Origin of the sequence: Sphingomonas sp. PSPC2-2, assembly GCF_049897725.1 — a bacterium.
Lineage (GTDB): Bacteria > Pseudomonadota > Alphaproteobacteria > Sphingomonadales > Sphingomonadaceae > Sphingomonas.
Genome location: NZ_JAFCWU010000004.1, coordinates 165,964 through 179,583, shown reverse-complemented (window position 1 = coordinate 179,583; position 13,620 = coordinate 165,964). Strand labels below are relative to the sequence as shown.

Annotated in this window: 8 protein-coding genes; 5 read left to right on the top strand and 3 right to left on the bottom strand. The window is 64.5% G+C overall.

The genetic code is table 11. The annotated features are described in order from the left end of the window. Positions 1 to 102: 102 nt before the first annotated feature. Positions 103 to 3,003, top strand: coding sequence for a TonB-dependent receptor domain-containing protein (locus ACP7BY_RS09175; RefSeq protein WP_137902365.1), 2,901 nt, complete (start codon positions 103 to 105; stop codon positions 3,001 to 3,003). Positions 3,004 to 3,131: 128 nt separating this feature from the next. On the opposite strand, the gene ACP7BY_RS09170 is transcribed toward ACP7BY_RS09175, so the two are convergent. Further along, the gene (locus ACP7BY_RS09170) at positions 3,132 to 3,404 is read right to left on the bottom strand and encodes a helix-turn-helix domain-containing protein (RefSeq protein ID WP_033964489.1); all 273 of its coding nucleotides are present in this window, start codon (positions 3,402 to 3,404) and stop codon (positions 3,132 to 3,134) included. 319 nt (positions 3,405 to 3,723) lie between these two features. On the opposite strand from ACP7BY_RS09170, the gene ACP7BY_RS09165 reads away from it, so the two are divergent. Together ACP7BY_RS09165 and ACP7BY_RS09160 are read left to right on the top strand one after the other, a co-directional pair. Beyond that, the gene (locus ACP7BY_RS09165) at positions 3,724 to 5,070 is read left to right on the top strand and encodes a GntP family permease (RefSeq protein WP_033964488.1); all 1,347 of its coding nucleotides are present in this window, start codon (positions 3,724 to 3,726) and stop codon (positions 5,068 to 5,070) included. A 36-nt stretch (positions 5,071 to 5,106) separates the two neighbouring features. After that, the gene (locus ACP7BY_RS09160; RefSeq protein ID WP_033964495.1) at positions 5,107 to 5,784 is read left to right on the top strand and encodes a FadR/GntR family transcriptional regulator; all 678 of its coding nucleotides are present in this window, start codon (positions 5,107 to 5,109) and stop codon (positions 5,782 to 5,784) included. Here ACP7BY_RS09160 and ACP7BY_RS09155 read toward each other — a convergent pair. Beyond that, positions 5,781 to 6,701, bottom strand: coding sequence for an alpha/beta hydrolase (locus tag ACP7BY_RS09155; RefSeq protein WP_137902366.1), 921 nt, complete (start codon positions 6,699 to 6,701; stop codon positions 5,781 to 5,783). The genes ACP7BY_RS09160 and ACP7BY_RS09155 overlap by 4 nt on opposite strands. Then, positions 6,698 to 7,225: a gluconokinase gene (locus ACP7BY_RS09150; protein ID WP_231565030.1), complete on the bottom strand. Its 528-nt coding sequence runs from the start codon at positions 7,223 to 7,225 to the stop codon at positions 6,698 to 6,700. Before ACP7BY_RS09150 ends, ACP7BY_RS09155 begins: the two co-directional genes overlap by 4 nt. A 245-nt stretch (positions 7,226 to 7,470) precedes the next feature. Here ACP7BY_RS09150 and ACP7BY_RS09145 point away from each other — a divergent pair, with 245 nt between their 5' ends. Both ACP7BY_RS09145 and ACP7BY_RS09140 read left to right on the top strand, forming a co-directional pair. Further along, positions 7,471 to 10,509: a glycosyl hydrolase family 28-related protein gene (locus ACP7BY_RS09145; protein ID WP_137902420.1), complete on the top strand. Its 3,039-nt coding sequence runs from the start codon at positions 7,471 to 7,473 to the stop codon at positions 10,507 to 10,509. Positions 10,510 to 10,558: 49 nt separating this feature from the next. Beyond that, positions 10,559 to 13,594: a TonB-dependent receptor plug domain-containing protein gene (locus tag ACP7BY_RS09140; RefSeq protein WP_405053012.1), complete on the top strand. Its 3,036-nt coding sequence runs from the start codon at positions 10,559 to 10,561 to the stop codon at positions 13,592 to 13,594. Positions 13,595 to 13,620: the final 26 nt, after the last annotated feature.

Below are 13,620 nucleotides of genomic sequence, written 5' to 3'. Positions count from 1 at the left end.
CCCATAGGCTATGGCACTCGCAAGAGAAACTATGGCGCGTTGCAACATTCCTGTTACCTAATGTCCAGGGTTGCGCGGGGGCGCAAAAAGGGGGTTCAGACTATGACGTCGCTCAAGACTTTGCTCGTTTCCGGCACGGCGTTCACCGCCTTGACGTGTCTTTTCGCCGGGACCGGGTTCGCCCAGACGACGCAGGAAGCGGCGACGCCGACCGGGGCAGCCACGCCCCTGATCGGTGCGGGAGAAACGTCGAGCAAGGCGGACTCGGCCGACATTCTCGTCACCGGCTCGCGCATCAAGCAGAACCCGAATGACAGCGCGCTCCCCTTGCAGGTCATCACGGTCAAGGAACTGCAACGCAACAGCATCAGCAGCCCCGAACAGCTGATTGCGTTCCTCACCGACAATGGCAGCTCCGCCGACAACCTCGCCAGCAACTCCGACGTCGTAACCTCGGAACGGCGCGGCAATAACGGTGCGTCCTTCGCCAATCTCCGCGGCCAGGGCTCGGCAGCGACCTTGGTGCTGCTCAACGGGCGCCGGGTCGCTGCGCAAGGCACCACCGGGTCCGCCGTCGACGTCAACCAGATCCCGTTCGCGGCGCTCGACCGCGTCGAAGTGCTGAAGGACGGCGCATCGGCGATCTACGGCACCGACGCGGTCGGCGGCGTCATCAACTTCATCACCAAGAAGAATTATCGTGGCCTCGGCGCAACCGCTTTCACCGACGTAACCGAGAAGGGCGACGCGCCGATCTACCGCGTGTCGGGAATCGCCGGTTTTGGCGATCTCGACAAGCAGGGCTTCAACGTGATGGGGACGGTCAGCTATAGCTGGATTTCTCCGCTCGAGGCGCATTCGCGCAGCTTCGTCAACACCTTCCAGCATGACCGCGGCCTTGGCGTCGATACGCGCGGCACGCCGTTTGCGACGATCGTCAACCTGGCTGGCACCAGCTTCGCTACATCGTCAGCGTTTCCGCTGATCCCGGGCACCAACGTGCGCGCGACCGGCGGCATCAACGCCTTGCGCTTGCCCGGACAGGCCGGCTGCAACGCCGTGCCGGACCAAGACATTTACGATACCGACGTGTGGGGGGCACCGGGCAATGGCCTCGCTTGCTCCTATGATACCGGCAAGAACGTGTATCTCCAGCAACAGCTCAACACGCTGACCTATCTCGGTCGCGCGGTGAAGCGGTTCGGCGAGCACGAAATAGCGCTCGAAATCACGGGATCGAGCGCGGACTCGGTCAAGCGCTTCTCGCCGGTGCAGATCACGCCCAACACCACCACGCAAAACTACAAATATTCGAGGGTCGCGGGCGTCAACGATGTCGCGTTCGACAACCTCGTCAGCCGCATCAACAGCGTGTTCCCGGGGCTGCTGAACGCCAATTCGACCTTCTCCTATCGCTGGCGCTGCGTCGAATGCGGGGAGCGCGAGATCTCGACCACCACCACCACTTTCCGCGCGGCGCTGAATGCGACGGGCCCGCTGTTCAAAGGGTGGGATTATAGCGCTGGCATTTCCTATGCCGACAGCATCTCTTCTTCGACGCTCGGCAGCGGTTATTATTATCAGGACGCGCTGGTCGCGGCGCTCAACAGCGGCGCGGTCAATCCGTTCCTGTTCCCCGGCCAGACGCAAAGCGCCGCCGGGATGGCAGCCATCCAGTCGGCCTCGGCGAACGGCGTCGTGCTGTATGGCGGCAAATATTCGGTCAAGCAGGGCGATGCGTCGGTCTCGGGATCGTTGTTCAACATGTGGGGCGGCATGGTGAAGCTCGCAGCCGGGGTCGACTTCCGGCGCGAGGAATATAAGTTCAACGGTGACCAGCGCGCCGTACAGCGCACGATCATTTCGGCACCATTCGACAATGGCAATGCGCTCAACGGCGTCCACCGCGACATCAAGGCGGTCTATGGCGAATTGCTCGTGCCCATATTCAAGGGCTTCGAACTAACGCTCGCCGGTCGCCTTGACGATTATTCGGGCTTCGGAACGACGACCAATCCCAAGATCTCGCTCAAATATCGGCCGTTCAAGCCGATCATGTTCCGCGGCTCCTACAATACCGCCTTCCGCGTCCCGTCGTTCAACCAGATCTTCAATCCGGACACGGATTCGGTCTATACCGGGTCTGATTTCGCAGACCCCAAAAACTGCCCGAACGGCACCGTCAATGCGGCGAACGGCTGTCCGTCGCTCAACAACAACGTCAACATCCGCAACGGCGGGAACCTGGCGCTGGGACCGGAGACCGCGACGATGTTTAGCGGCGGCGTAGTGTTTGAGCCATCGCGCCACTTCAGCGCGACCGCAGACTTCTGGTCGATCAACCGCAACAACACCATCCAGGTGCTGCCGCTGCAATATCTGTTTGCCAATTATTCGATCTTCCAGGACCGCTTCATCCGCGATTCCACGGGCAAGCTGACCGTCATCGACCAGACCTATGCCAATGCGGGCAACACTAAGACCCAGGCCATCGACTTCACCGTGCGCGGCAGCATCGACGCGCTCGGCGGCAGCTTCGGCGCGGGGTTGGACGGCACGTTGCTGCTGAAGAAGGAAGAGAAGGTCAACGCCAGCGCCGCTACCATCCAGCAGCTTGGCGTATACTCGCTCGCGTCCGATCTTGGCCTGCGCTGGAAGCACAATGCGTTCGTGAGCTATTCGAACGATGATTTCAGCCTGTCGCTGACGCAGATCTTCCGCTCGGGCTATAAGAACCAGGTGCTGCCAGGCGTGCTGGCCGGCACCTTCAACCCGTCAAACGACATCACCGACGTCGCGGACTATATCTACTACAACCTCTCCGCGTCTTATAACGGGATCAAAGGGTTCAAGCTGACCTTCGGTGTGCGCAACCTGTTCGACACCAACCCGCCCTTCGCGATTTCCTATGACAGCAACAACGGCAGCGGCAGCTCATGGGAGCCGCGCGTCGCGGATCCGCGTGGTCGCTCCTTCACCATGCAGGCCGAGGTGAAGTTCTAAACCGACGGCCACAAGCCGTCCTCAAACCAATGAAGCGCGCCCGGTTGCAATAGGGGCATCGACTGCAACCGGGCGCGCCGCGTCACAAAGGCAGCATCGCGTATTGTGTTAACGCGAAGGTCGCGCCCTCAATGCGCCAGGGCGCTCTTGCTCCAACCAAGCGCCTGCGCGGTAACCGCCAATTGCGTGCGGTTGTGTACCTTGAGTTTGCGCATCAGCGCGGTCATGTGGGCTTTGACGGTCGCCTCGGCTATGCCGAGGTCATAGGCAATCTGCTTGTTGAGCTGGCCGCAATAGACGCCGTCGAGGACCTTGCGCTGTGTCGGGGTCAGGCGAGCGAAGGGAGCCGAGGCGTCTCGGTCCAGCGTGGCCTCGCTCACCGCTATTTGCTGCCTCGTCATCTAAGCCCTCCCCCTTTCGCGGCGTGATGGCACACGTCGCGTCCGACTGTCGGCTTCTGCCGATCAAACGAAACTCGATGCGAGTCTCGATGGCTGATCCTATTCAAATTGGTTGGACAGATTCAAGCGCATATTACAATTTCGACCGATTTTGCGCGAATAATCTTGGAATATTGCGCATTGCTGTCGTACAGATACTTCCACGCAGCCCGCACATTGCGAGAGACTGCGGCGGAGAAGGGGGTCCAATGGTCCATTCGCAATCGCTGGCGCATGGCCGCACCGTACCCGCCACCGCGCTGATCGCGGCGCACGCGCGATGAGGCCCGAGGATTACCGCCTGATCGTGGCGGCCATGCTCGGCATCGGCTTGTCGATCGTCCTGATCGTTCGCGGGCGCTTGCATCCGTTTGTCGCGTTGCTGTCGGGCGCGTTCGTCGTCGGTATCATCGCCGGCCTGCCGATTGCTGATACGGCAAAGGCCATTCAGAAGGGCGCGGGCGATATTCTGGGCGGCACCGGGCTGGTGGTCGCGCTCGGTCTGGCACTTGGCGCGATGCTGCAATTGTCGGATGCCGCCGCAGGCCTCGCGCGGACCGCCTTGCGATGGGCCGGGGTACGCGGCGCGCCCTGGGCGAGCGTGGCGACGGGGCTCCTCATCGGCTTGCCGCTGTTCTTCGAAACCGGGCTGGTGCTGTTGCTGCCGATCGTCGCGGCGGCGGCGGCGGCGCTCCCGGCGGGTGCGAACCAGGATTCGGCCAAGCTGCGGCTGATGCTGTCCGCCCTGGCCGGGCTGTCGGTGGTGCACGCGCTGGTGCCGCCGCATCCGGGCCCGTTGCTCGCGGTCGAGGCGCTGCACGCCGATTTGCTGCGCACGCTCGGTTATGGCTTGCTCATCGGCATCCCGACCGCGATCGTCGCGGGGCCCGTGCTCGCGAAATTCACCGCGCGCGGCGTAAAACTGGCCCCGCCCCTGCTCGCCCCGACAGTGCTGAACATGCCGGCACCCGCGAACTGGCGCGCGCTGCTGGTCGTGCTGATGCCCGTGGTCCTCATCGCAGCGGGCCAGGCGGTCGCGCTGCTGCCGCCGCCGGTCGCAGCGCGCTTTGGCGTGCTTGCGGTGGCCAGCAATCCGGTCCTCGCATTGTTGATCGCGTGTTTGGCGGCGCTGCCGCTGCTGTTCGGTCGGCGCATCGGCGATGCCAAGGTGCAGGAAGCGATCTGGGCCGAGACGATGCAGCCGGCGGGCGCGATCCTGCTGGCGATCGGTGCGGGCGGCGCGTTGAAGCAAGTACTCGTCACGGCTGGCCTGTCCGATTTGCTGGCGCGGGTCGCGACCGGCGGGCCGTTGTCGCCGATCGTGCTGGCGTGGCTGGTCGCGGTCTGTATCCGCCTCGCCACCGGTTCGGCCACGGTCGCGACGATCACGACTGCGGGCATCATGCCCGCATTCGTCGCCGCCTCGGGCGCGTCGCCCGAATGGATCGTGCTGGCGATCGGTGCCGGATCGCTCTTCTTCAGCCATGTCAACGATCCTGGATTCTGGCTGGTGAAAAGCTATCTCGGCATCGACACACCCGCGACGTTTCGCACCTGGTCGGTGATGGAGACCGTCGTGTCGGTGCTCGGACTGGCGTTGATCCTTGTTGCCAGCCACCTATTCTGACGGCACGCGACCGGCGCGGTGACCAAGGAACGACCGATGAATGAAGGGCGCTTAGCCGACCGGGCCTATGCCGGGATCGTCGAGATCATCAATGGCGACGGGCTGGCGGTGGGCGATCGCCTGCCGTCCGAAGCGCGGCTGGCGGAAATGTTCGGCATGTCGCGCACGATCGTGCGCGAGGCGCTCGTCCGCCTCGCCGCCGACGGCATTACCGAGGCGCGCCGCGGTGCGGGCTCATTCGTCAAGGGTCGCCCTTCGGACCGGCTGATCGCCTTTCTGCCGATGGACCATATGTCGGCGACCTTTGGCACTTATGAGGTGCGCTTCGTGCTCGAAGCCGAGGCGGCACGCCTCGCGGCCACGCGCCGCTCGAGCGAGGAAATGGCGGCGATCGAGGCCGCGATGCACGCGCTCCGCACCGCCTTGCTGTCGAGCGCACCAGCGCATGACGAGGACATGGCGTTGCACCGGCAAATCGTGCTGGCGACCGCCAACCCCGCCTTTCTGGTCGCGTTCGACGCGCTGTTCGGCGATGTCGACCGGATTATGCGCGCCGGTGTCGATATTTCGCGCTCGCGCCCGCCCGAGGTGATCGGCGCGATGCTGCGAGAGCATGAGATGCTGGTCGACGCGATCCGGGTGCAGGATGCCGACGGCGCGGCGCTCGCAATGCGCTGGCATTTGTCGGAAGGCCGCAAGCGGCTGCTGCCCTAATTGCGCAACAGCGCGGTCGTGCTGCTGGGCGTCGCGCGCTTGCCACCGCCTGGCACAAGCCAGCCACCATCGCTCAACCAGTCGGCGAGCCGGTCAGGCCAATGTTGCAGCGAGACGCGCTCGGCATGCATCGCGACGTTGAAGCCATGGTCGGTATCGGCGAACAGGTGCAGTTCCGCCGAGACATGCGCGCCGCGCAATTGCTGGTAGAGCGTGAGGGTCGGCTCGGCGCAACAGGTGTCCAGGGTCCCGGCGGCCAGGAACGCTGGCGGCGCTTCTGCAACCGCTCGCGCGGGCACGCCGAGCGGCCCCGGATAGATCAAAACCTGAAAGTCGGGTCGCGCGTCGATCCGATCGATGGCATCGCCCGAAGGCTCGGGCGGTGCCGGGTTGTCTGCAACCAGCGACACGAGTTCGCCGCCTGCCGAAAATCCCATAAGGCCGATGCGACGGGGATCGACGCCATATTCGGCAGCATGCGCCCGCACGAAGCGCACGGCCCGCCGTGCATCGGCCGCCGCGTCGCGCTCGATGCGATAGTTTGAGCCTGTTTCCCGGGCGAGACGATATTTCAGTACAAACACCGTCACGCCAAAGCGGTTGAGCGCACGGGCGGGCATCAACCCCTCATTCACCCACACCAACATACGGTGGCCACCGCCGGGCGCGATGATGATCGCCGCGCCATTGGCATGTGCCGGGTCGGCGCGCAGCAGCGTGAGCGACGGGCGATGCACGCTGCGGATATACGTGTTTTCGACGATCTCGGGCGTATCGCGCAGCGGATCGACGCCCGGGGGACCATCTGGCCAAAGCGGAAGCTCGATCGGCGCGACAACAGGCACGAGCGCCGGGGTCTGCGCCATAACGGGCCCAGCCACCAAGCAGAGCACGGCAAAACCGGCACGCCATTTCATCGTTTCTGCTCCACGGAAGGGTGACCACCGCCGTCCAACCACGCAATCGCTTCTGCGCAGAGCCGATCGGGTGCGGCAGCTGCGTCGAGCGTGGTCGCCGCCTCGTCCGGGGCAACCCGCTCGAGCGTGCAGAGCTGGCTCGTCAGCAGGCTGCTCGGCATATAGTGCCCTGCGCGATTGGCGAGCCGTTGGCGCAGTTCCTCCGGGCTACCGTCCAGCAGGATGAACCGCGTCGGCGCGCTGATCGCCGCCACCAGTCGGTCGCGATAGCTGCGCCGCAGCGCCGAGCACGCCGCCACCACCAGCCCGTTGACGCGCACCTCGGCATCGATCGCGGCCCCCAAACGGTCGAGCCACGGCCAGCGATCGGCGTCGTTCAGCGGCTGGCCGCTGCGCATCTTGGCCACCGCCGCCGCGTCGTGAAACGAATCGCCCTCCAGGAACGTTGCACCAAGCCTGGTCGCGAGCAGCCCACCCAGCGTGGACTTGCCACTGCCGCTGACGCCCATCACGATTACCGCCATCGGCGCGACCACGCTGTGACTGACTGCCCGTTGCAAAATGCTGTCCCCAAAACCGGACTGGGCCCCGACGCGCCGCGTCGGCCCCGGGCCTTTCATAAGCCCTGATACTGCAGGGCGCATCGGCCTGGGAACTACGACCATCGTCGCGGATGGCACGCGCATGATGGTCGCTTATGCACAGCATCGGCCAGACGCGCAGGCGTCGGTTGGGGGAGAGGCAAAGCACCGTGAAGAGACGAGCTGCCATGCTGGCGACGACTGCGGTGGCGCTGCTGGCCCCGGTCACGACGTGCGCGGCCCAGGCCCGGTCGGTGCTTGCAACGGCTCCGAATGAGCCGCGCGCGGTAACGGTTAGCGGCGCGAAGGACGGCCATGTTGACGCGACCGCAGCGATCCAGCGCGCGATCGACGCCGCGCGCATCACCGACGGCAATGGCATCGTCTTCCTGCCCTCCGGCCGTTATCGCCTGTCACACAGTATCCTGGTGCCGCCCGGCGTGCGGATCCTGGGCGTGGGGCCGACGCGCCCGGTGCTGGTGCTGGCAGATCTCACACCGGGCTTTCAAAGCGGTGTCGCGACGATGGTGGTGTTCACCGGCGGTGACCAATATGCCGTGGGCAAGGTTCCCGTGCCCGTGCCGACCGTGGTGCCGCCCAGTGGCAAGGGCGGCAGCGAGGTGCGCGACGCCAATTCGGCGACCTTCTATTCGGCGATGAGCAATATCGATGTCGAGATCGGCGCGGGCAATCCGGCCGCCGCGGCGGTGCGCTTCCGCGTCGCGCAGCACGCCTTTCTCAGCCATATGGACTTCCGCTTGGGCTCAGCCTTTGCCGGCGTCTATCAGGCCGGCAACGTCATGGAGGACGTCCACTTCCATGGCGGGCGCTATGGCATCCTCACCGAAAAGACCTCGCCCGCCTGGCAATTCACGCTGATCGATTCGAGCTTCGACCATCAGCGCGACGCCGCGATCCGCGAGCATGAAGTCGACCTCACGCTCGTCAACGTGGCCATTCGCGATACGCCGATCGGGATCGATATCGACCCCGGCTATAGCGACTCGCTGTGGGGCAAGGACGTGCGGTTCGAGCGCGTCTCGCATGCCGGGGTGATCATCAGCCGCGAGAGCAGCGCCTTTACCCAGATCGGCTTCGACAACGCGCTCGCCACCGATACGCCGGTGTTCGCACGTTTCCGCGAGAGCGGGAAAACCGTCGCCGCCCCCGCGCGCGCATACCGCGTGGCGCGCTTTTCGCACGGCCTCGCGGTGCCGACGCTCGGCGCGACCGGCCGGATCGCGACCGACGTGCAGAGTACGCCGATCGCAACCCTGCCCCCGCCCCACCCCAACGCCATTCGCGCGCTGCCTGCGGTGGCGGAGTGGAGCAACGTCCGCGATCTCGGCGCGCGCGGCGACGGCACGACCGACGACACCGCCGCGCTGCAGCGTGCGATCGATACGCAGCGCGTGCTCTATTTCCCGGTCGGTTTCTACCGCGTCACCAATACGCTCAAGCTACGGCCCGATACGGTGCTGCTCGGCCTGCACCCGGCGCTGACCCAGCTCGTCTTGCCCGACAATAACCCCGCTCATGCAGGCGTCGGCGGCGTGGTTCCGATCCTCGAAAGCCCGAAGGGCGGCAGCAACATTCTGTCGGGCCTCGGCCTGTTCACTGGCCGCATCAATCCGCGCGCCTCGGCGTTGCTGTGGAAATCGGGGGCGGATTCGCTGGTCGACGACGTCAAGATCATGGGCGGCGGCGGCACCCCGACGGCGGACGGCCTGCCGCTCGGCGCGCGGAACGCGCATAGCGGCGATCCGGTCGCGGACAATCGCTGGGACGCGCAATATCCGAGCATCTGGGTGACCGATGGCGGGGGCGGCACCTTCGCCGATGTGTGGACGCCCAACACCTTCGCCCAGGCCGGTTTCACTGTGTCGGACACCAAGACACCGGGGCACGTCTATCAGCTCTCGGCCGAGCATCACGTTCGCAACGAGATCGTGCTCGATGGCGTGGAGAATTGGGAATTTCTCGCGCCGCAGACCGAACAGGAAGTCGGCGAAGGGATGGACTCGACCTCGCTCGATATCCGCAACTCGCGCAACCTGCTGTTCGCCAATGATCACAGCTACCGTGTGACGCGGACCTTTCACCCGGCAGTGTCGGCGGTGAAGCTGACCAATGCCTCGGACATTCGTTTCCGGAATGTCCATATCAACGCCGAGAGTGGCTTTGCGACCTGCCAGGCAGATGGCTGCGGCACCTATTTGCGGGTCAGCAAATTCCCGTTCGAAAATGCGATTCAGGACAGGACCCAGCACCTTGAGGTGCGCGAGCGCGAGTTCGCCAGCCTCGACATTCCCGCCACCCCCGTGCTGGCCGAGGCCCCCGCTGCGGTGCCGGGTGCCGGGCCGGTCCGCAAACTCGAAAGCGGCTTCTTCTCAATCTCGGGCGCGGCGGTCGATGCTACGGGCGCGCTCTATTTCGTTGAGCATCGCTTCCAGCGGATCTATCGCTGGAGCGCGGCCACCGGCCTCGAGATCGTCCGCGACGCCGCGCTCGATCCGGTCAATCTCGCGGTCGAGCGCTCGGGCAAAGTGCTGGTGCTGTCCTCGCTCGGCGCGGAAGGCAGCGTCTATGCGATCGATCCTGCCGCATCGAAGACCGACGTCACGGTCATCGCCCCGTCGCCAGTTGCCGAGCACCGCGATGCGGACACGCTCCTCCCCGGCAATTGGTGGAACAATGGCGAATTCCGCGATCAATACGATGCCCGGACCGATCATTTCACCACGCTCGGCGAAATGTTCGCGCGCGACGCCGCCACGCCGAAACCCCGCGAATATGTCTCGCCCGACGGTAGCCTCGTACTCCCGGCGTTTCGCGTGTGGCAACAGGGCACACCCGACCATGTCGGCTGGCGCTTCTCCGACACGCTCGACGCCTATAGCCTGGTCCACGGGCGCATCGGCGCGCGCGTCTATGCCAGCAACGAATCCGAAGGCCGCACATACAGCGCGCTGGTCGGCGCGGGCGGCACGCTTTCCGACCTGAAGCCCTTTGTCGAGCGCGCCGGAGAGAGCGTCGCGGTCGACGCCCAGGGCCGCGTGTTCATCGCGAACGGGCAGGTCTTCGTCTACGCACCCGACGGCAGCGAGATCGGCCGGATCGACGTGCCCGAACGCCCCCTCCAGTTGATCTTCGGGGGCACCGATCACGCAACGCTCTTCATCCTTACGCATCACGCGCTTTACGCCGTCGCGATGCGCGGCGGATGACCCCGATGAAAACGACAACAAAAAACAGGTGAGGATCCCAATGACCGACATGATCACAGAACGCACCCCCGGTTCCAGCGGCAGGCGCACCGCGTTCCTGACCGCCAGCCTCGCGTCGCTGATGGCGATCGCGATCGCGGCACCGGCCGAGGCGCAAACCACGCCTGCGGCCCCGCCGCCGCCCGCGACGCTGCCCGCAGACACGGCCGACACCGCCGACAATACCGCCAAGGACATCGTCGTCACCGGCTCGCGCATCACCACCGGCGGCTTCACCGCACCGACCCCGACCCAGACGATCGGCGCGGTTGATATAGCGCGTAACGCCGAGCCCAACGTCTTCACGACGATCGCGCAATTGCCCTCACTGCAGGGGTCGAGCGGCGTCACCACCGGCACCAACAGCACCTCCAGCGGACAGCAGGGCCTGAGCTCCTTCTCGCTGCGCGGACTCGGCACGATCCGCACGCTGACGCTGCTCGACGGCCAGCGCGTCGTAGGCGCGAACGTGACCGGCGTGCCCGATATCAGCCTGTTTCCGCAATTGCTGATCAAGCGCGTCGATGTGGTGACGGGCGGTGCATCCGCTTCTTATGGTTCGGATGCGGTCGGCGGCGTCGTCAACTTCATCACCGAAAAGCACTTCGTCGGGTTCAAGGCGAACGTACAGGGCGGCATCACCACTTACGGCGACAACAAGCAGTATCTGTTCCAGGCGGCGGCCGGAAAATCCTTCTTCAACGATCGCCTGCATGTCGAAGTCAGTGGCGAATATGACCATGAAGATGGCGTGCCGGCCGGCGGCTTTGGCGAGCAACTTGCCAACGGGCGCACGTGGTATCGCACCTCGACCTTCATCAATCGCAACGTGACCAATGACGGGTCGCCGCAATATCTCGTGCGCGACCATGCGCAGGCCTATCAATATACCAAATACGGGCTGATCACGGGCGGGCCGCTGCAAGGCACCGCGTTCGACGTGAACGGCGTTCCGTTCCAGTTCCAATATGGCTCGAACGGCGTTCCGTCCAAGGCCCTTCCGGGCACGCCGCAGTTCGGCCTCGTCTCGGGTTGCTACCCGCAAGGCGGCTTCTGCCTGGGCGGCGATCTGTCGGGCAATGTCGGCATCGGCACCACGCTGCAGTCACGGCTCGATCGCTACAACGGCTATGGCCGCGTCGGCTTCGACCTCGACGCGAACAACGAGATCTATGCGACGGTCAACATCGCGCAGGTCGACACGATGAACCAGCCAAACCCCGGCGCGACCAAGTCGGGCCTGACGCTGCAATGCTCCAACCCATTCGTCCCCGCCTCGATCCAGGCGGCCTGCGCCACTGCAGGCATCACCAGCTTCCAGTTCGGCAGCAGCAATGGCGAGCTGCCCGCGAACATCACGGTCTATCCGACGCGCAAGCAATATCGCTTCGTCGGCGGCGCGACGGGCAAGGTGCCGGTGTTCGGCACGACGTGGAATTACGACTTCTCCTATGAGCATGGCGAGAACATTACCGACATCCACGTCAAGAACATCACGCTGACCTCGCGCTATAACGCCGCGATCCAGGCGATCAGTCTGGGCGGGCAGATCGTTTGCGCCGATCCGGTCGCGCGCGCCAATGGCTGCGTGCCGATCAACATCATCGGCGGCACCCCGCCAAGCGCGGCGGCGCTCGCTTATATCGAACCGACCAACGGCCCATTCCAGCATACCCGCCAGACGCAGGATGCGCTTGCCTTCAGCTTCAGCGGATCACCGCTCAGCCTGTGGGCCGGGCCGGTGTCGTTTGCCGCAGGTGCCGAATATCGCAATGAATTCTATCACGTGGTCGGCGATCCATACGGCAACGGCGTCTCGGCCGAGACGCCCTATACCAGCACCTATCCCGCCGATCCGGTGCTCAATACCGCAGGCAACAACTGGTACGCCGGCAATTATCACGCCGGTCGCGGCAGCTACCACGTCGCCGAAGGTTTCCTCGAGCTCAACCTGCCCTTCCTCAAATCGGACTCGCTCGGCAGCGCGAACCTGAACGTCGCCGGACGCGTCACCAATTACAGTACCTCTGGCACGATCTACACCTGGAAGGTGGGCGGCACGTGGGACACGCCGATCGACGGCGTGCGGCTACGCGCGGTTACCTCGCGCGACGTGCGTGCACCGAACCTGTCGGAGCTGTTCGCCGCCCCGATCACCACGACCGTGCCGAACTTCAGCAACCCCAATCCCAACCGCGCGCCGGGCGACCCGGCGACCTTGACTATCCTGCAAAATGCGATCGGCAACACCGCGCTCAAGCCCGAAATCGCGCGCAACACCACGGCCGGCATCGTGCTGTCGCGCCCGCACTGGCTGCCCGGCTTCAGCGCGTCGTTCGATTATTACCGGATCAAGATCAACGGGGTGATCTCGACGCTCAATTCGCAGCAGGAAGTCAATCTGTGCTACCTCAATAACATCACCTCGCTATGCGGCGCGTTCAACCTCACGCCACCGGCGGGGACAGCACCCTATGTCAACCTCCAGGCGTTCAACCTCGCCTCGATCTTCACCGACGGGTTCGACATTGAGGCGAGCTATCAATTCGACGTCGCCAAGCTCGGCCTGCCCGGGCGCGTCGTGCTGCGCGGACTCGCCACCAATGTGAAGAACTTCATCACCGATCCGGGCGTCCCCGGCACGATCCCGACACAGGGCGCGGGGGTCAATGCTGGCAACACCCCGTCGTGGAAATTGCTGACGACCGAAAGCTGGACCACCGATCGGTTCAGCCTCAGCGTTCAGCAGCGCTGGTTCAGCGATGGCGTGTACAGCAACGAATATGTCGTTTGCAGCAGTGGCTGCCCGGTCTCGACCACGCAGCACCCGACGATCGACAACAACACGATGCCCGGTGCCTTCTATCTCGACGTGGGCGGATCGTTCAACATCACCAAGAAATTGAACGCTTATTTCAAGATCGACAATCTGCTCGATCATGATCCGGCACCGTCGCCCCAAACCAATACCGGCATCGACGTCAATCAGTCGCTTTACGATACGCTCGGGCGTTTGTTCCGGGTTGGCGTACGCTACAATTTCTAGCACCACGGTCCCCTACCCCGACCCGG